At 45.7% G+C, this 18,394-nt stretch carries 14 protein-coding genes; 9 read left to right on the forward strand and 5 right to left on the reverse strand.

Annotation, left to right across the window (positions count from 1 at the left end; translation table 11 throughout):
- Window positions 1–23 precede the first annotated feature (23 nt).
- From ACZ48S_RS06120 to ACZ48S_RS06130, 3 genes are all read left to right on the forward strand, one after another.
- Entirely contained in the window at window positions 24–1,385 is a 1,362-nt protein-coding gene (locus tag ACZ48S_RS06120) for a BaiN/RdsA family NAD(P)/FAD-dependent oxidoreductase (protein ID WP_464211745.1), read from the forward strand.
- A gap of 70 nt (window positions 1,386–1,455) precedes the next feature.
- On the forward strand, window positions 1,456–2,424 hold the full coding sequence (locus ACZ48S_RS06125; protein WP_464211746.1) for an ATP-dependent 6-phosphofructokinase: 969 nt from the start codon (window positions 1,456–1,458) through the stop codon (window positions 2,422–2,424).
- Window positions 2,425–2,491: 67 nt separating this feature from the next.
- Window positions 2,492–3,451 carry an ornithine cyclodeaminase family protein gene (locus tag ACZ48S_RS06130; protein ID WP_464211747.1) on the forward strand — a complete coding sequence of 320 codons (960 nt, stop codon included), beginning with the start codon at window positions 2,492–2,494 and terminating at the stop codon, window positions 3,449–3,451.
- 24 nt (window positions 3,452–3,475) lie between these two features.
- Here the strand turns inward: ACZ48S_RS06130 and ACZ48S_RS06135 are convergent, their stop codons facing one another.
- Genes ACZ48S_RS06135 through argJ form a run of 4 tightly spaced genes read right to left on the reverse strand, consistent with a single transcriptional unit; the run spans window position 3,476 to window position 7,604 of the window.
- Window positions 3,476–4,345 carry a hypothetical protein gene (locus tag ACZ48S_RS06135; RefSeq protein WP_464211748.1) on the reverse strand — a complete coding sequence of 290 codons (870 nt, stop codon included), beginning with the start codon at window positions 4,343–4,345 and terminating at the stop codon, window positions 3,476–3,478.
- A gap of 8 nt (window positions 4,346–4,353) precedes the next feature.
- Complete coding sequence (locus tag ACZ48S_RS06140; RefSeq protein WP_464211749.1) at window positions 4,354–5,553, reverse strand: acetylornithine/succinylornithine family transaminase; 1,200 nt, start codon at window positions 5,551–5,553, stop codon at window positions 4,354–4,356.
- A 15-nt stretch (window positions 5,554–5,568) separates the two neighbouring features.
- A complete protein-coding gene (argB, locus tag ACZ48S_RS06145) occupies window positions 5,569–6,342 on the reverse strand; it encodes an acetylglutamate kinase (RefSeq protein ID WP_464211750.1) in 774 nt (257 codons plus the stop codon).
- 29 nt (window positions 6,343–6,371) lie between these two features.
- Window positions 6,372–7,604: a bifunctional glutamate N-acetyltransferase/amino-acid acetyltransferase ArgJ gene (argJ, locus tag ACZ48S_RS06150; RefSeq protein WP_464211751.1), complete on the reverse strand. Its 1,233-nt coding sequence runs from the start codon at window positions 7,602–7,604 to the stop codon at window positions 6,372–6,374.
- A gap of 296 nt (window positions 7,605–7,900) precedes the next feature.
- Between argJ and ACZ48S_RS06155 the strand changes: the two genes are divergently transcribed.
- The 3 genes from ACZ48S_RS06155 to ACZ48S_RS06165 are packed head-to-tail and all read left to right on the forward strand — an operon-like array spanning window position 7,901 to window position 12,227.
- A complete protein-coding gene (locus tag ACZ48S_RS06155; protein WP_464211752.1) occupies window positions 7,901–10,219 on the forward strand; it encodes a 4Fe-4S dicluster domain-containing protein in 2,319 nt (772 codons plus the stop codon).
- Entirely contained in the window at window positions 10,219–10,968 is a 750-nt protein-coding gene (locus ACZ48S_RS06160) for an NADH-quinone oxidoreductase subunit B family protein (RefSeq protein WP_464211753.1), read from the forward strand. The genes ACZ48S_RS06155 and ACZ48S_RS06160 overlap by 1 nt, the downstream gene beginning before the upstream one ends.
- Entirely contained in the window at window positions 10,956–12,227 is a 1,272-nt protein-coding gene (locus ACZ48S_RS06165; protein WP_464211754.1) for a Ni/Fe hydrogenase subunit alpha, read from the forward strand. Before ACZ48S_RS06160 ends, ACZ48S_RS06165 begins: the two co-directional genes overlap by 13 nt.
- Before the next feature lie 97 nt (window positions 12,228–12,324).
- Here the strand turns inward: ACZ48S_RS06165 and ACZ48S_RS06170 are convergent, their stop codons facing one another.
- A complete protein-coding gene (locus ACZ48S_RS06170) occupies window positions 12,325–12,762 on the reverse strand; it encodes a universal stress protein (RefSeq protein WP_464211755.1) in 438 nt (145 codons plus the stop codon).
- A 181-nt stretch (window positions 12,763–12,943) separates the two neighbouring features.
- Between ACZ48S_RS06170 and ACZ48S_RS06175 the strand changes: the two genes are divergently transcribed.
- From ACZ48S_RS06175 to argH, 3 genes are all read left to right on the forward strand, one after another.
- Window positions 12,944–15,637, forward strand: coding sequence for a cation-translocating P-type ATPase (locus ACZ48S_RS06175; protein ID WP_464211756.1), 2,694 nt, complete (start codon window positions 12,944–12,946; stop codon window positions 15,635–15,637).
- A gap of 135 nt (window positions 15,638–15,772) precedes the next feature.
- On the forward strand, window positions 15,773–16,978 hold the full coding sequence (locus ACZ48S_RS06180) for an argininosuccinate synthase (RefSeq protein ID WP_464211757.1): 1,206 nt from the start codon (window positions 15,773–15,775) through the stop codon (window positions 16,976–16,978).
- 1 nt (window position 16,979) lies between these two features.
- A complete protein-coding gene (gene argH / locus ACZ48S_RS06185) occupies window positions 16,980–18,350 on the forward strand; it encodes an argininosuccinate lyase (RefSeq protein ID WP_464211758.1) in 1,371 nt (456 codons plus the stop codon).
- Window positions 18,351–18,394: the final 44 nt, after the last annotated feature.

Consider the following 18,394-nt stretch of genomic DNA (forward strand, 5'->3'; position numbering starts at 1 on the left):
TATATCATGTCAATTAATTATTAATGAATATACAGAAAAAAGAAATATCTCCCCCCGCCAAACAGGTCGTGGTTATCGGCGGCGGAGCCGCTGGATTAATGGCAGCCGGACGTGTGGCAGAACTCAACATTCCGGTCACCTTAGTTGAGCGTATGGAAATACCGGGCAAAAAATTGCTTATTACGGGCAAAGGTCGATGTAATATCACCAATACGGCCCCATTGAAGGAACAACTGTCTGCTTTTGGCAGGAATGGCAAATTTCTTCATGGAGCATTCCACCGTTTTTTTCGAGATGAGTTGTTGTCATTTTTCCACAGTTATGGTGTTGCAACCACGATCGAAAGAGGAGGAAGGGTTTTTCCTGTTTCTGAAAAAGCCGCTGATATCGTCGCTGCATTGGTTTCTCATCTGAAAAATAAAGGTGGACGGCTTATTACCGGCGGCAGAGTGGCTGATATCGAAATTTACAACGGAAGCGTTTCCGGTGTTCAGCTATATGACGGCACTAAAATCCCGGCGGCAGCTGTTATCCTGGCTACCGGTGGTTTATCTTATCCCAATACCGGTTCCACGGGTGATGGCTTCAAGTTAGCTAAACAATTGGGTCACAGGGTCAGTAAATTGTATCCTGCGCTGGTACCACTTCTGCTGGAAGAAATAGAATTCGCTCAGGCATGCCAGGGGGTGAGTCTAAAAAATATTCGACTTACCGCCTATGCCTGTGATAAAACATCAATTCCTAACTTGACCATTAACCACGACTACGGTAGAGGTACCGGATATGAAAAGCCACCAACGCCGATAATAGAAAGCCGTTTCGGAGAAATGCTTTTCACTCATTTTGGCATTGGAGGCCCGGTGACACTGCTAATGAGCAATGCAGTGGCTCAGGCACTGGATAACGGAAAAGTGTCCGTCACCATTGACCTCAAACCAGCTCTGACTCATAAGGAACTTGACTTAAGACTGCAGCGGGAATTATCTGTCAATTCCAAAAAGCAATTACCGGCTATCCTCAAAGAATTGCTGCCCTCAAAAATGATATTGCCCGTAGCAGCGATTTCTGGAATAGAAAGCGGAAAAACAGCTGCCATAATTACAGCCAAAGAAAGACGACAACTGGTTAAAATACTTAAATGCCTTTCATTTAATGTCCGGAGCCCCCTGCCTTTGACATCTGCAATGGTAACCGCCGGCGGAGTGGAACTTAATGAAATAGAGCCTCGTACCATGGCCTCAAAACTTGTAAAAGGGTTGTATTGCGCCGGGGAAATACTGAATCTCGACGCTGATACTGGTGGCTACAATCTTCAGGCGGCCTTTTCCACAGGATGGTTGGCCGGAGACTCAGCTGCCCGTTTTGTAAGATCCCACCCAATTTAACTATTGGGGAGGCTTACATTTTCCGTACACGAGCAGCTATAATAGATTGAACCAAATAAAAGGATTCAATATGAAAAAAATAGCTGTCTTAACCAGCGGTGGCGATGCGCCAGGCATGAACGCCGCTATACGGGCGGTAACACGATGTGGTATAGCCGCTGGCTGGGAGGTCATTGGCATCTATCATGGCTACGATGGAATTATCAGCGGTAAATTCACTCATTTGGGACCCCGTGATGTTTCCGGGATTATTCAAGCTGGGGGCACAATTCTAGGTTCAAGCCGCTCAGTGGAATTTAAAAAAATTACGGGCAGGCAAAAAGCTCTTCATAACCTTCGTGATTCTAATATAGAAGCACTGGTAGTAATTGGGGGTAACGGGTCGCAAACCGGAGCCCATCTCCTTAATGAGATGGGTTTCCCAACTGTGGGAATAGCTTCTACAATCGACAATGATCTCTTCGGCACTGATCAAAGCATAGGTGTTGATACTGCTTTAAATATCGCTCTTGAAGCAATAGACCGGTTAAAAGTCACTGCATCATCGCATCAGCGCGCTCACATCGTTGAAGTCATGGGAAGACATCAAGGTTATCTGGCCCTGATGGCAGGAATCGCCGGCGGTGCTGAATATGTAGTTATTCCTGAAATTGAAACCAATCCCGACATAATTGCCGAGGAAATAAAAACAACCTATCACCGAGGCAAATCACATTGTCTGATAGTGGTCGCTGAAGGTGCCTATTGGAACGCTGAGAAGCTTCTCCGTCATTTTAACCATAATACTGAACTGGGTTATTCACTCCGGGCAACTATCCTGGGGCATGTACAGAGAGGCGGCGCTCCTACCGCTTTTGATCGATTACTGGCTACCAGAATTGGAGCCGCCGCGATAGCTAGTCTTGAAGCGGAAGTTTACGGTGTATTAATGGGTCTGTCCTGTGGAGACATCAAGGCGATACCTTATCAGAGCGTAGTCAGTAACACCAAAATACTTGATCTGGACTTACTGGATACCGCGGACAAATTAACTACCTAGAACTATAAAGTGATACCAGCACCTGGTCCGTTTGACAACCGCCTTGATACCGGATTAGAGTAACCGAATGTCAACGATTATTCTCACCAGACAAGATATTTTAGGTCTTATTACTATGCCCGAAACTTTAGAAGCTGTTGAAGCGGCTTTTACAGCCTACGCCGCAGGGCAAGCATTGATGCCTCCTAAAGCTTATCTGACTTTGAAATACGGTGATTTCCGAGCCATGCCGGCCGCAGTACCCCAAGGTGCCGGGGTCAAATGGATTAATGTACACCCTGACAACGCTTCGCTAAATCTGCCTTCCATCATGGGAATCATTATTTACTCAGACCCGGATACCGGGTATCCACTGGCCATAATAGACGGCACTGAGATCACAGCGTATCGCACCGGGGCCGCTGCCGCTATCGCCAGCAAATATCTGGCGCCAAAAAACGCAAGGAGCCTCGGTCTGGTCGGCGCTGGGCATCAGGCCGATACCCAGCTTTCAGCTCACTGCGAATTCTTTGATTTTGATGACATCAGGGTTTACGACAAATCGATAACAGCGGCGGAGAGTTTCAAAATGCGTCACCCTGAATTGCCGATAAGTATAACCAGCCTTGAAATTGCTTGCGGGGCCGATATTATCTGTACTTTGACACCCTCCCGCACCCCTTATCTTAAACGGGAGTGGATTAAACCAGCGGCACATATTAATGCTATAGGTGCCGACGCCGCAGGTAAACAAGAGTTGGAGCCTGAAATATTACTGGAAGGAGTAGTAATAGTTGATGATATATATCAGGCCACCCATGCTGGTGAACTGAATGTAAGCTTCACCAGAGGCATTATTACCAAAAACCAAATCTACGCCTCACTCGGGGAAATTACTTCAGGTCAAAAGCCGGGGCGTCAGGACAATCAAAAAATCACCATATTTGATTCAACCGGGTTAGCCATTCAAGATATTGCCTGCGCTAAATTCATATATGAAAAAGCGAAGGACGCTGGCATCGGTAAAACTATAAATTTGGTCAGTTAACAACAGGGCATCATTCAAACCGGACTAATATAGTCGTTCGATGAATTGATAAATTCTTTCTCTTATTAGAGGGTAATCATTCCAGTTATAGTCATGACCCGGAGCCCCAATATAAAGCAGGACTTTACCCGGAGCCCTAGGGTTTCGACCAAATAAAGCTCCGATATTAGCTGTTATCGCCCGTTTCCAATGGCCATAGCTGAAAGAGTCGGGAACTTTACCATTTGAGCGCATATTCAAAATCCGGTCATTCAAAAAACTCTCATACCAGAAAGGTGGTCCAAGTTCCAGGCTAAACAGTCGTGCTTCATCAGCCAGCAAACGCATCACCTGATTCGACATCACCGTGCCGTTACTCTCAGAAGTCATTAAAATTCGAATATCTGGTAAGTGCCTCAAAAGAAAACTCAATCTGAGTGCCAGTTCTTTAGGCTTAGCAATCGATTTTGCACTGGCATTAAGCACCTCACTGACATAACCGCGCATGCTGCGGTAAGCCCTTTGGTAACTCAGCACCACTACTTTGCTGCCCTTATTTACCAATTTTTTTTCTACTGCGTCAATGATAGTTGCGTAACCAGAGGATTTATCTAAATTTGACCATCCGTAGCCTCCGGAGTTGAACAGTATAAGCAAATCACTCGCTTGTACTTCTCTGTAAGTAGCCAGCATATCTGCGGCCAGGCGTAACCGTTTCCCTTTATTTCGTCGATACAGTTTTCCGGCTGTGACCATGGCATCTTCCCTTACAGATTTTGGAAGCTCCTGGGGAACTCCCGCAGTCAGAGAAGTCCCGTTGCGCGCCTGCCGCATTGTTCCTGGCTCTGGCACCTGCCAGGAAAAGACTGTCAGAACAATAATTAACGCAATAAGTATTATTAAAAGAATAAGCATTAATACATTCAGCCTCGTTCCTGGTCAATGAAGTCAGTTATCGCCTTGTCCAGTTTTTCCAGTGCCTCATCCAATTCATCTCGGCTGATAGTGAGCGGCGGCATTAACCTGATCGCGTCAGGTTTTACGCTGTTCACCAGCAGTCCGTTTTCCTGGCAACAGCGGTTTAATCCAGGGGCAATTTCCCTATTCAGCTGAACGGCCATCAGTAAACCTTTACCCCGGACATCCGAAATAACTGAAGGATGTTTTTCCTTCAAGGCCAGGATACCATCCGACAAGTATTGGCCCATTTGACCGGCCTTGCCGGATATATCATTGTCAATGATGTACTTTACAGTAGCGTAAGCAGCAGCGGATGATACCGGATTTCCGCCAAAGGTTGAGCCGTGTTCTCCCGGGCTGAAAACAGCGAATTTATCTTTAGCCATGATGGCGCCAATCGGTAAACCACCCCCAAGCCCCTTTGCCAAAGTCATGATATCTGGTTCAATTTCAAATAATTGGTGGGCAAATAATGCGCCAGTGCGTCCGATACCTGTTTGTATCTCGTCCAGTATCAATATCAAACCTTTCTCATCACACCATCGCCTTACTTCCCTCAAATAACCCGGAGATGGTACATTTACCCCTCCTTCTCCCTGTACCGGTTCCAGCATTACGGCGCAAACAGTATCAGATGTAGCCTGTTTAATGGCTTCCAGGTTATCAAACTCTACATTGATAAAGCCCGAAGGTAGGGGGGTATACGGCTGCTGATACTTTGACTGGCCGGAAGCAGACACCATTGCCAGCGTTCTGCCGTGAAATGATCCGGTGGCGGTAATAACTTCATAAGCCCCTCCTAGATAGAGCTTGCCATAGCGTCTTGCCAGTTTAACCGCCCCTTCAGACGCTTCAGCTCCGGAATTAGCCAGAAACACCTTATCCAGGCAACTGTTATTCACCAATAGTTCAGCTAATAATAACTGGGGAATGGTGTAATAGTTATTCGAAGTTTGAATTATTTCCCCTACCTGGCGACGCACTGCGTCAGTTACCACTGGATGACAATGCCCCAGGGCGTTAACCGCCCAACCAGCTACTAAATCCAGATAGCGACGCCCTTGTTCGTCCCAAACATAACTACCCTGGCCTTTTAAAAGTGTCAATGGCGCCCTTTGAAACGTGCGCATAAAATATTTTTTTTCCAGAGCTACCCAATCCATATTAATCTCCCGATTTCAATCGGCAATAGCCGTACCGCAACCCCCTTCAATAATTTCATTGTATAAAATATGAGGTTGCCTACCGTCAATTATACTGGTAACTGTTCCAGCGGCACTGGCTCTACGGGCGGCGCGTATCTTGGGAACCATGCCTCCAGTAGCCACACCCGTAGTAACCAGAACTTCCGCGTTCCTGGCGCTGATAGACTTAATTAATTCATTTTCTTTGTTTTTGATCCCTGGAACATCAGTCAAAAACACTAATCTAGATGCCTGGAGCGCTGCCGCAAGCTCCCCTGCCACCGGGTCTCCGTTTATATTCAACAAACGAGTGCAATTATCACCGGTATTCAATGAAATAGGTGAAACCACGGGTACCATGTTATCGGCTAACAAGGTATTTAAAACTGATGGATCTACTAATTCTGCGTCGCCCATAAATCCCCAGTCAGCACCTCGCGGCTTGCCGCTTATCATGCCACCGTCAACTCCGGAAAGGCCAACAGCCTTTACTCCCAGATTTAACAACACTGCCACTGTTTCTTTGTTGACCAAGCCAGCCAGCACAGCTGCCACAACTTCAAGTGTCTCTTTATCAGTAACCCGCTCTCCATCATGAATCCTGGTTCCTATATTAAGGCGGGTCAACCAATTGTTAACCGTAGAAGCCCCCCCATGAACCACCACGGGTAGAAAACCTTCCTTTTTCAGGCGCACTATATCTTCAAGAGAGGTATCTCTGTTGCTTAATACTGAGCCGCCTAATTTGATAACAATCACTTTGTTCATAAATTACCATCCGTTAATTGCATGTATCATCAAGTAGTATAATCGGCATTAATTTTTATATAATCAGAACTGAGGTCACATCCCCACCCGGTCAATGTTGCTGACCCTAAACCGACGTCAAGCACCACCACTACTTCATCTTTCCGCATACTGGATACCGCTGCCTTCTCGTTAAACTGCAGCGGTCTGCCATCCTCTAGCAATTTTTCATCACCGATAATCAAGCTGGTTCGCCTAAAATCAAACTTGGCGCCACTACGCCCCGCAGCGGCTATGATACGGCCCCAATTAGGGTCGGAGCCATGAAAAGCGGTTTTTACTAAAGGAGATGAAAGTACGCTATGTATTATCAGCCGGGCGTCTTCAGTCGTAGCCGCACCAGTTACTTTGAATTCTATCAGCTTATTGGCGCCTTCACCATCCCGGGCAATAGATTGGGCTAAGAAAACACATACATATTCAACAGCTGCAGTGAATGCCTTCTCTTCAGGTGTTGCGTCACATATTCTGTTTCCAACACTGGCGCCATTGGCCAGCAAAAACACACTGTCATTGGGAGAAGTGTCACCGTCAACGGATATGAGATTGAAAGACCGATCAGCCGCGTTTTTCAAAACCTTATGTAATAAATCAGGAGCTACATCAGCATCTGTAGTAATAAAAGCCAGCATCGTGGCCATGTCAGGATGTATCATCCCCGATCCCTTTGCGCAACCCCCGACGGTAAAACTAAATTCAGGTACTTTCACTGCCACTTCTTTGGCTACCGAATCGGTGGTCATAATGGACAGAGCGAAATCATGTCCGCCTTCTTTTGATATCCGCAGCCGGTCTATCCCGGACTTAATCATGTTTACCGGTAGTTGCGGACCTATAATCCCGGTACTGGCATTTAACAAAGAATCACTGGGAATTTTTAATTTTTCGGCCGCGTATTTCAACAAAGTCACTGCGTTGGAATACCCGGTATCACCAGTCCCCGCGTTGGCACATCCGGAATTAACCAGAATACCTCTGGTATTTCCATTTTGAATCAACGTTTCACATAGAATAACCGGTGCTGCCCGGAACTGATTACGGGTAAAAATACCGGCTGCCACTGTAGGTAAATCCGAATACAAAACACCCAAGTCAAGAGCACCCGGCGTCCTCTTTATCCCGGAGCAAACCGCCCCTGCCCGAAAGCCGGTTGGAGACGTTACGGACCCATTTGTGATTATATTGAATAAATTACTCATCAAAGTGATTTTAGAATATAGCATAGCCCACCAATCTGGGCAAAAACCATGCCTGAATGGTAAAACTGGTGAATTGATTCAATATACGGCAGCCGTATTCCGTTAATTTATATAATTATATTCGTCATATTATTTTTTTCATAATAATTTTACGGTGTATTTTATATTTTTATTCCGTCTTTCTAGTAGTAAAGAACTAGTCAATCAACACACGGTATGATATACTCAAAAAACTTTTTTAAATTCTGACAATGAGTAAGCATTAGAAGCAACTTTTTTGTTAGAAATACCGATAATCAACATTGTTTGGGGGTTTTTAAATGCCGCAGATTTCTATATTAATTGTAGACAGCGACCCCGCTATAAAAGAAACCGCTGAATGGCTAAAAGGCGCCGGTTTCCGAGTTGTGGCCACCACTACCGGAGAGGAAGCTCTTAACCTGATTGATACCCAGGATTTCAATGTCTTGCTGCTTGATATGCGTCTGCCGGGAAAGCATGGACTCGGTATTTTAAGGGAAGTCAGGACTAAGAGACCCTGGATTCAGACAATCATTACCACTGACAGTCCGTCTATAGAATCAGCCACGGAAGCACTTCGCCAGGGAGCAACAGACTACCTGGTTAAACCCATTGTTCCCCATGACCTGGCTCAACAAATAAAAGACATCGTTAAATCTGCGCCCAAGAACAAAGCCACTTCGATTCAAATCAAGGCCAGAACAGCACCTAAAAATATATTGCCTCAAGCAGTTTTTGTGGTCAGTCGTGATAGCTTGAAAAATATGGTAAACAGCCTTGCTAAGGAAAGAGAAGCCATCGGGGTTAAACCCAAAAAAGGAAAGTACGCATTTGAAAAGATAAAAGGTTTTGATGAATTGTCCCTTGACTATGACGTAACCATCAATCCACCTACCGCTTTCTTTATCCCCGCCTGTGAAACTATTCTGAATTACAAAATGGGAGACCAGCCGGAAATAAAACCGGTTACTAATAATACACAGCGTGTATTAATTGGTGTTCATCCGGATGACATAAACGCCATCAACTTACTTGATGAAGTTTTTATGACCAATAATCCAGACCCGAATTATACTGCCCGACGCGAAAACACCTTGATCATCGGGGTAGATGTCATAACACCACAGCCGGTTTCATTTGCCCCGAGTATGGGAGCACATACCGCTGACAGCGGCTTTGACCTTCTGTTGACAGACATCGGCAACTCCAGTTATATGGTAACTGTAGGATCTGAAGCCGGTGCTCAGATTTTAGCTAAGTACGCTCAAGTGAGGGAACCTACCGTAGCTGAGATTGCCCGCCAAAAACAGTTACGAGATGAAACTTTAGGCAAATACCATCTGTTTCTTGATATGCCGCGGGATAAAATCCCTAATTTGCTGGACAACAACTATGATAATCCTTATTGGGCATGGCGTAGTGAGAATTGCCTCAACTGCGGTTCCTGTATCATGGTCTGCCCAACCTGCTTCTGTTTTGATGTTCAGGACGATGTTTCCTTGAATTTAGTTGATGGTGAACGGATACGCAAGCCCGATGGCTGTATGCTGGTAGATTTTTCCCGGGTTGCCGCTGGTGCAAACTTTCGCGGCGATAAATTGAGTCGTTTCCGGCATCGAATGTACCACAAAGGGAAATACATTCTTGACCGATACGGCAAATTCGGATGTGTCGGTTGCGGTCGCTGCTCAATAGCCTGCCTGGCTGAGATTGCGAGTCCCCTGGAAGCGTACAACGCCATTTCCGCCAGTGAAAAAAGCAAGGAAAAAGCCAGACGTACCGTAACCAATACACGTCCCCAACCAGAGTTATACTTGCCGCACTTGGCTAAAATAGAAAATATTTCACCGCTTTCCAGCCGTGAAAAACTTTTTGAATTCCGACTTAACAACGGCAACAAACTTGGACACCGACCAGGACAATTTATTGAGGTATATGTATTCGGTATCGGAGAGTCCCCCATCTCTCTGACATCATCACCTACCCGTGACCATACATTTGAAGTGGCGGTTAGAAATGTAGGTAATGTAACAGGTGCTTTACATGAACTCAAGCCAGGTTCCTCAGTAGGCATCCGCGGCCCTTTCGGAAATGGCTTCCCCCTGGAACAACTGGAAGGTAAAGACATACTTTTCATCGCCGGTGGCATTGGCATCTTTCCATTGCGTTCCTTAATCCAGTATGTTTTGGATAATCGGGAATCTTACGGCAAAATTAACCTTTTATTCGGATCCCGTTCACCGGCAGAGAGAGTTTTCTCTGAGGAAATGGCTGAATGGTCTTCAGCTCCTGATACTAATTTCCTGGAAACAGTAGACCGAGGAGATGAAAATTGGACCGGCAATGTTGGGGTTATTACTACTTTGATACCCAAAGTCCAATTTGATCCCCGTAAAACAGTCGCAGTCGTAGTCGGACCGCCAATAATGTATCGGTTTGTTATAAACGAATTGAAAAAACGTGACCTGACCGATGATAACATTATTGTGTCACTTGAACGAAAAATGAAGTGCGGTGTCGGCAAATGCGGTAACTGCCAAATCAATGGCGTGTATGTGTGCCAGGAAGGTCCGGTGTTCAGTATGACTCAGTTAAGAACACTAAGGGAGGCTATCTGATGAAACCCAGAGTGGCATTTTTTGATTTCACTAGCTGTGAAGGGTGTCAGCTGGATGCCCTGAATCTTGAGCCTGAAGAGCTATTAGGATTGCTGGGAGCGGTTGACATTGTAAATTTTCGTGAAGTTAAGACAGACCGTTCTGATGAATACGATATTGCTTTTATTGAAGGCAGCATCACCAGGGAATCGGAGATTCCACGGCTTGAAGCTATCCGAAACCAGGCTAAAGTATTAGTCGCCCTGGGTGCCTGCGCCTGTACCGGAGGCATCAATTGCATCAAGAACACATTCACCATGGAGGAACTTTTAGAAGGCGTCTATGGCGAATGTGCCGGATATTACGATACCATACCAGCCCGACCGATAGACGCGGTTGTCAGTGTTGATGCCTTTATCCGGGGCTGCCCTCCGACCACCGATGAATTTGTAAAGGTAGTCAAGGCGATGTTACTGGGAAAGAAACCGGACTTGCCCAATTATCCTGTTTGTACTGAATGCCGCCGTGCTGGTAACGTATGTGTATTTCAGCGCGGCGGAACCTGCATTGGCCCGGTAACCCGCGCCGGCTGCGGAGCGCTTTGCGTCAGTGCGGGACGTTTTTGCTGGGGCTGCCGTGGATTGGTAGACGACCCCAATACCGGTTCGGAAAAGGATATTTTAGCTCGATACGGTTTGACCGTTGACCAGATATTAGAACATTTCAGGATTTATAACTCCTGCGCGGAGGCTTCTAAATGTCAGAAATAAAAATAAAAGTTAACCAATTGACCCGGGTGGAAGGACATGGGAATATCCATCTGGAAGCCACCAACGGCAAATTGGAACGGGTTTTGTGGGAAGTCACCGAGTCACCAAGGTTCTTTGAATGGATGCTAAAGCAACGCAACTACGAAGACGTATCCATAATTTCTTCTCGTATTTGCGGAATCTGCTCCATATCCCACACCACCGCATCACTCCAAGCTACTGAAGCCGCATTCAACATAAAACTGTCCGAACAATCATGGCTTCTCAGGAAACTGCTTTATGACGCCGAAATGCTGGAGAGCCATGTGCTTCATGTACTGTTCCTGGTCGCTCCCGATTTCTTGAAAGCTGATTCAGTTATCCCGCTGGTACAGACTCATGGCGATATCGTCATTATGGCTGTTAGGTTGAAGAAACTTGCTTATAACCTAGCCGAGATACTGGCGGGTAGAAAAACCCACCCTATTACTCCAATAGTAGGCGGTTGGAGCCAGTTACCAGATATCGATGATCTAAAATCGATCAGAGAGCGCCTTGAGAAAGCTTTGGAAGATGTGGATACCATGGTGGCAATAGTGAAATCCGTGGCGCCGGATATCCCGGATTTCAAACGACCAACTGAATATATCGCTCTTAAAGATAATAAGGAATATGCTTTCATCACCGGCAAAATCGCCTCCAGTGACGGTGGTACCACCAGTTTAAATGATTACAAAAAGGTTACCAACGAGTTTTGTGTCCCTCACTCCTCTTCCAAATTTACCAAACACAAGCGTGATTCCTACATGGTAGGTGCGTTATCCCGATTCAACCTAAACTCAGATCAACTGTTGCCCAAAGCTAAAAAGGCGGCTAAAGAACTGGGGTTGAAAGCTCCTGTCCATAATCCCTTTATGATCTCAGTCGCGCAGACAGTGGAAACAGCACACGCCTTGGAAGATGCCATAAATATTGTTGATAAACTATTGTCCATGGGTCTGCATGAAGAAGAGGTTAAAGTTACACCTCGCGCTGGAAGAGGTGTGGGTATTGTTGAGGCCCCTCGCGGCATGTTGATACATGACTATACTTACGATGACACTGGTCATATCTTATCGGCCAACTGCATCATCCCTACCGGTCAAAATCATCTATCAATTCAAAAAGACTTTGAAGCCCTGGCTCCTGCTATCCTGGATAAACAGGAAAATGAGATTAGACACACCCTGGAAATGCTGGTAAGGGCCTATGACCCATGTATTTCCTGCTCAGTTCACTAACATTATGTATTTGTATAAAGCGGGGGTTTACGTAATACGGAACCCCCGCATATTTTAAAGATATTACTCGGCCAGGAACCTGCTCATGTGATTAGATTTATTGCTCGGCTTTTATAACCAGCATCGGCAATTTTGATTCTTTAAGTACGTATTCAGCAACACTGCCAAGCATCAGGCGTCCCAAGCCACTGCGGCCATGGGTTACCATAGCCACCAGGTCAAAATCATTATCCTGAGCAAACTTTTTAATTGCGGTTCCAACCGGGACGGTTTTTAATATCTTATACTCCACGTCAACCCCTTTATCTTTCAGCGGTTGAACTGTCTTTTCGAGGTATAATTCTGCTTTTTCTACCGCATTAGACTTCTGTTCAGCCAAAGTCTGCCCCTCATGGTCCCAAGTAGCAGCCGATAAATCAATTACCTCAACCAGCACGAGTCTGCTATTAAATGCCAGCGCCATGCTTTCTATATAAGGCAGAATCTGCTCTGCCGTTTTTGACCCATCCAAACATGCTAGTATGCGCTCATACATGCTAAGCTCCTCTTAGTTACCACCCTAATTTCAATGGCTCACTATGTTTTCAGCATTATCAGCTGAATTATATTGATACCCAGTCTAACTTAAACACCACATCTGCCTCAAATTATAAGTGCATTAGTCTTATTGATACCTTTTTATAATGGTATGACTAACTCTGTTATAATTTCTAATTATGGAATCTACTTGGCACTATAAGTCTGCCTCATCAGTTCTGAAGGAGTTAGATACTCAAACATCAGGCATCAGTGAAACGGAAGCCCTCAATCGCCTGTCTCGCTACGGGCCGAACGAACTGATATCCAAACCCTCCAAGAACGGTATTATCCTTTTTCTTCAACAATTTTTGAATCCACTTATCTATGTTTTGTTAGCTGCCGTCATCGTCTCTGCCGCCACTGCGCATTACATTGACGCGGTTGTTATTTTGGTTATACTTCTAATCAACGCAACAATCGGTTATATACAGGAAACAAAAGCAGAAAAGGCCATGGAAGCCCTTAAGGAAATGGCCGCTCCGCAAAGCCAAATAAGACGTGAAGGCAAACTGCAGCGAATACTGTCTAAAAACATAGTCCCGGGTGATATTATCGTTGTTGAGGCTGGCGATCGAATACCTGCGGATGCGCGGATTATTGAACACGCCGGGCTTAAGATAAATGAATCAGCATTAACCGGCGAATCACAACCAGTGGAAAAGAATGCCGATACACTTTCTGAGGATACATCTTTAGCTGACCGGCATAATATGCTTTATCTTGGAACCGCGGTCACCCAGGGACGGGCAGTGGCTGTAGCAACTGCTACCGGTATGAACACTGAATTAGGCCACATAGCCCGAGGACTCGAATCCATAAAAAGTGAACAGACCCCGCTTCAGAAAAGCATCAGCCGGCTAAGTAAAGCGCTTGTCGTGGTCATGCTCGCTGTTGTTGCTGTTATCTTTGCCGTCGGCCTATTGCGCAACCTGGACATATTGGAAATGTTCTTTCTTTCCGTGGCAGCCGCTGTTTCGGCTATCCCAGAGGGTTTGCCGGCTGTGGTTACCGTGGTGCTGGCCATTGGTATGCGAATTATGGCACAACGCAATGCCATAATTCGCAATCTTGTTGCAGTTGAAACACTTGGTTCGGCTACTGTCATCTGTTCTGACAAAACCGGAACCCTGACTATGAACCAAATGACCATGCGCCAAATTTTTTGTGACAGAAGGCAAATTGATATTTCTGGTGAGGGCTATTGCCCCAATGGAGAATTCAAACTGAACGGAGACAGTTTATCGCCGGAAGCAGACGAATCATTAAAATTTGCTCTCTCCATAGGTTTGCTTAACTCTGACTCCAATCTTACCATTGGCAAAAATGAGTGTTCACTCTTCGGAGATCCCACCGAAGGAGCTTTACTCGTTGCCGCTGCCAAGGCCGGAATGATTAAAGAAAACATGGAAAAAGAATCACCGCGCCTTGACGAAATAACCTTTACCAGTGAATTACAGTATATGGCCACTCTGCATACGACCCCACAAGGTCGGATTGCTTATATAAAAGGTGCCGGTGAAAAACTTATAAATATGAGTTCCCATATATGGCTCGATGGCCAAAAAACGGCTTTGACTGATGTTCATAAACAAGAACTCCGGCAACAGGTCGATCTCATGGCAGGCCAGGCCATGAGAGTTCTGGCATTGGCCTATTCAGAAATGCCGCAGGACGCTATTAGGATCAAACCCGAAGATATAGAAGGCCGACTGGTTCTGGTTGCTCTTGCGGGTTTATTTGACCCTCCGCGGCCTGAAGCCGCTGAAGCGGTCCGGCAAGCGACGGGTGCTGGAATCCGGGTAGTTATGATTACAGGTGACCACTCTGCTACTGCACAGGCAGTTGCTGATGAGATTGGCTTACAACCCGGAAAAGCGGTTACCGGACAGGAACTGGCGGCAATGAGTGATGAAGAATTACGACAACAGGTTGATCGTATCACAGTTTTTGCCCGCATCGAACCAATGCATAAACTGCGGATTGTCCAGGCGTTAAAGAGCCGTGGACAGGTCGTTTCCATGACTGGGGACGGAGTAAATGACGCTCCGGCGCTCAAGGCTGCTGATATCGGTGTTGCCATGGGCCGTTCCGGCACCGATGTTGCTCGCGAAGCATCAGACATGGTATTGACAGATGATAATTTCGCTTCCGTGGTAGCTGCAGTTGATGAAGGAAGAGCCATTTTCAACCGATTACGCAATGTAATCTACTACCTGTTATCCAGCAACATAGGTGAACTCATCGCTCTAACAGCAGCTATTGCTTTCCTGGGGCAGGCGCCTTTGCTGGCGGTACAAATACTCTGGATCAATGTACTCACTGACACCACGGTTACCATACCTTTGGGACTTGAGCCAAAAAGCGGTGATGAACTCAAGAATCCGCCTCGTTCCCCCAAGGTCGGACTTCTTTACCCGGGCCTTATATTACGCGTGGCTTATACCGCGATTCTAATGGCCACAGGTGTATTTTTGGTATTCAGTTGGGCTCGCCAAAATATGGGCATAGAAGAAGCCAGAACCCTGGCTTTCAGTACCATGATAGCTTTTGAATGGTTCAAAGGCTTTATTGCCCGCTCCGATGAAAAGAGTGTTTTTAAACTAGGTTTGCTTACCAACCGTTGGCTGCTGCTGGCTATCGGCATCGCAATAATATTGCAGTTACTGGTTGTCTATACACCTTTCCTTCAAGCCGCCTTCAGCACAGCACCCTTTGAGCCGCAATACTGGCTTATTGCCATCGGTGCCGGAATGAGCCTGTTTATTATTGAAGAATTGCGGAAAACATTATTCCCCTTGGCTTTCTCCAAAGGAAAATGGCGCAAAAAATGATTGTTACTTAGGTACAATAAAATTGGAATGCTATAATTGAATTCCTTTAACATGAACCCATGTTATTGGCGCCTTCGCCCTGATTTATAGCATAATATAAGTATCATCCTGATTTATTAGAAAGGCTTCTGACTGATGACTGAAAAAGTAGTTCTTGCATATTCCGGAGGTATCGACACCTCGGCTGCCATCCCATGGCTAAAAGAACAATACGGCATGGATGTCATTGCTTTGACCATTGATGTCGGTAACGAGCGCGATTTCACTATTATCCGCGAAAAAGCATTGAAAGCGGGAGCTATCAAGGCTTTAGTTATTGATGCTAAAGAAGAATTCGTAGATGATTATATATTTCCAGCATTGGCAGCTAACGCTCTTTATGAAAATGAGTACCCCTTGGCTACCGCGCTGGGAAGACCTTTGATTGCCAAACTCATGGTCGATGTAGCGCGTGCTGAAGGAGCTACGGCAATCGCTCATGGCTGTACCGGCAAGGGTAACGACCAAGTGCGCTTGGATGTAGCCACCGCATCATTGGCGCCTGACCTGGCCGTTATTGCCCCGGCTAGAGAATGGGGAATGACCCGCCAGGAAACTATTGAATATGCTAAAAAATTCAATATTCCTTTACCTGTAACGACAAAAAGTCCTTACTCTATTGATGAAAACTTATGGGGAAGATCTTGCGAATGCGGGGTACTCGAAAATCCGTGGATAGAACCACCGGAAGATGTATACGGTTGGACAAAAGCTGTCAAAGACACACCTGAGAAAGCACAGTACATCACTGTTGATTTTCAGAAGGGTAAACCGGTTAAACTGAACAACCGACGTCTTAATGGAGTAGACCTGGTTAGTAAACTTAATGAAATCGCCGGAAAACATGGTATAGGCCGTATAGACCACATAGAGAACCGGCTGGTCGGTATAAAATCCCATGAAATATATGAAGCACCAGCTGCTGAAGTACTATTGAAGGCTCATATCGCAATGGAATCCTTAACTTTAACCAAAGATCAGATGAGATTTAAAACCAAGGTTTCTCAGGAATATAGTGACCTGGTTTATAACGGCCTGTGGTTTTCGGCGCACAAGTTAAACCTGGATGCCTATGTTAAGAGCACTCAATCTTATGTTACAGGAACAGTCAGGCTTAAACTTGAAAGAGGCAGTTTTAAAATCGTAGGCCGCAAGTCCCCTTATTCGCTTTATACCAAAGACCTGGCAACTTATGAAACCGGTGATCAGTTTGATGCATCTGCAGCGGTCGGCTTTATCAAACTCTGGGGCCTGCCGGTACGAACTCAAGCCCAGGCGCAATTTCTCAAAAAGGAAAAGTAGCATGAGTCATGTAAGAAGTCGCCTGGAAAAACCTGCCGATGAACTGGTGATTAAATACACTTCTTCCCTGCCGTTCGACTGGCGTCTATACCACCACGATATCAAAGGTTCTATCGCCCATGCCAGGATGCTGGCCAAACAGGATATCATTACTGATGAAGATGCTGTCGCAATCACCCGCGGCCTGGCCGAAATAGAAAGCGAGATAGAAAACGGTAAATTCACTTTCAAGCCTGAAATGGAAGATATCCATATGGCGGTGGAAGCAAGACTTAAAGAAAAAATTGGCGGAATCGCCGGTAAGTTGCATACAGCTAGGTCCCGCAATGATCAGGTGGCAACGGATTTAAGGTTATACCTAAAAAACACTATCAATGATACGAATAAATCAATAATTGGATTACAGTCCGTATTAATAGACTTAGCAGAAAATCATATTGACACCGTGCTGCCAGGCTATACTCACCTTCAACCGGCGCAACCGGTACTGCTGGCTCATCACTACATGGCCTATTTTGAAATGCTGGAAAGGGACAAAGAACGTTTCCACGATTGTCTCAAAAGAACCGATATTATGCCCCTGGGCAGCGGAGCACTGGCCGGTGTATCGTATGATATCGACCGGGAATTTGTAGCTGAAGAGCTGGGGTTCATTTCTGTTTCCAAAAACAGCATGGATGCCGTTTCAGACCGGGATTTTGTAGTGGAATACCTTTCCGCAGCAGCCATAACCATGATGCATCTATCCAAAATGGCCGAAGAACTAATTATGTGGAGTGGGTCCGAATTTGGTTTTGTAGAACTTGATGACTCCTATGCCACTGGTTCTTCAATAATGCCCCAGAAAAAGAATCCAGATGTAGCTGAAATCAGCCGCGGTAAAACGGGACGAATATATGGACATCTAATGGGATTGCTGACTACTTTGAAGGGGTTGCCTTTAACCTATAACCGTGATCTACAAGAAGATAAAGAAGGAGTTTTCGATTCTGCTGACACTTTAATACTCTCGCTCAGCATATTCGCCCAGATGCTGCAAAATATTAAGATAAAGCCCGCTAATATGCTGAAAAGCATTGATCAAAGCTACATCCTGGCCACCGATTTAGCCGATTACCTAGTCAAAAAGGGGGAAAGTTTCCGTGTTGCACACGGCATAATCGGCAGGTTAGTCACCTACTGCGTGAAAGAAACTAAAACCTTTCCTCAGTTAACCCTGGAGGAATACCGGCAATTCTCATCCTCTTTTGCTGAAGATGTTTTTGAAATCACAGCCGAAACTTCAATAAATTCCCGCGATAACATCGGCGGTACCGCGAAAAAACGAGTACTTAAAGAGATAGAGGCAGCCCGGATATCTTTATCTTCTTAAGTTAACAAATATTATCCCTTATTTCCAAAACAAAAAGCTGCCGC

The sequence above is a fragment of the Dehalogenimonas sp. NIT-SK1 genome (assembly GCF_055384165.1).

Bases quoted from the DNA above. Each gene is read 5' to 3' on its own strand.
- ACZ48S_RS06130 (WP_464211747.1), top strand. From the start codon at position 2,492: ATGTCAACGATTATTCTCACCAGACAAGATATTTTAGGTCTTATTACT.
- ACZ48S_RS06165 (WP_464211754.1), top strand. From the start codon at position 10,956: ATGTCAGAAATAAAAATAAAAGTTAACCAATTGACCCGGGTGGAAGGA.
- ACZ48S_RS06170 (WP_464211755.1), bottom strand. From the start codon at position 12,762: ATGTATGAGCGCATACTAGCATGTTTGGATGGGTCAAAAACGGCAGAG.
- ACZ48S_RS06135 (WP_464211748.1), bottom strand. From the start codon at position 4,345: ATGCTTATTCTTTTAATAATACTTATTGCGTTAATTATTGTTCTGACA.
- ACZ48S_RS06140 (WP_464211749.1), bottom strand. From the start codon at position 5,553: ATGGATTGGGTAGCTCTGGAAAAAAAATATTTTATGCGCACGTTTCAA.
- ACZ48S_RS06160 (WP_464211753.1), top strand. From the start codon at position 10,219: ATGAAACCCAGAGTGGCATTTTTTGATTTCACTAGCTGTGAAGGGTGT.
- argH (WP_464211758.1), top strand. From the start codon at position 16,980: ATGAGTCATGTAAGAAGTCGCCTGGAAAAACCTGCCGATGAACTGGTG.
- ACZ48S_RS06175 (WP_464211756.1), top strand. From the start codon at position 12,944: ATGGAATCTACTTGGCACTATAAGTCTGCCTCATCAGTTCTGAAGGAG.
- argJ (WP_464211751.1), bottom strand. From the start codon at position 7,604: ATGCTATATTCTAAAATCACTTTGATGAGTAATTTATTCAATATAATC.
- ACZ48S_RS06125 (WP_464211746.1), top strand. From the start codon at position 1,456: ATGAAAAAAATAGCTGTCTTAACCAGCGGTGGCGATGCGCCAGGCATG.
- ACZ48S_RS06155 (WP_464211752.1), top strand. From the start codon at position 7,901: ATGCCGCAGATTTCTATATTAATTGTAGACAGCGACCCCGCTATAAAA.
- ACZ48S_RS06120 (WP_464211745.1), top strand. From the start codon at position 24: ATGAATATACAGAAAAAAGAAATATCTCCCCCCGCCAAACAGGTCGTG.
- argB (WP_464211750.1), bottom strand. From the start codon at position 6,342: ATGAACAAAGTGATTGTTATCAAATTAGGCGGCTCAGTATTAAGCAAC.
- ACZ48S_RS06180 (WP_464211757.1), top strand. From the start codon at position 15,773: ATGACTGAAAAAGTAGTTCTTGCATATTCCGGAGGTATCGACACCTCG.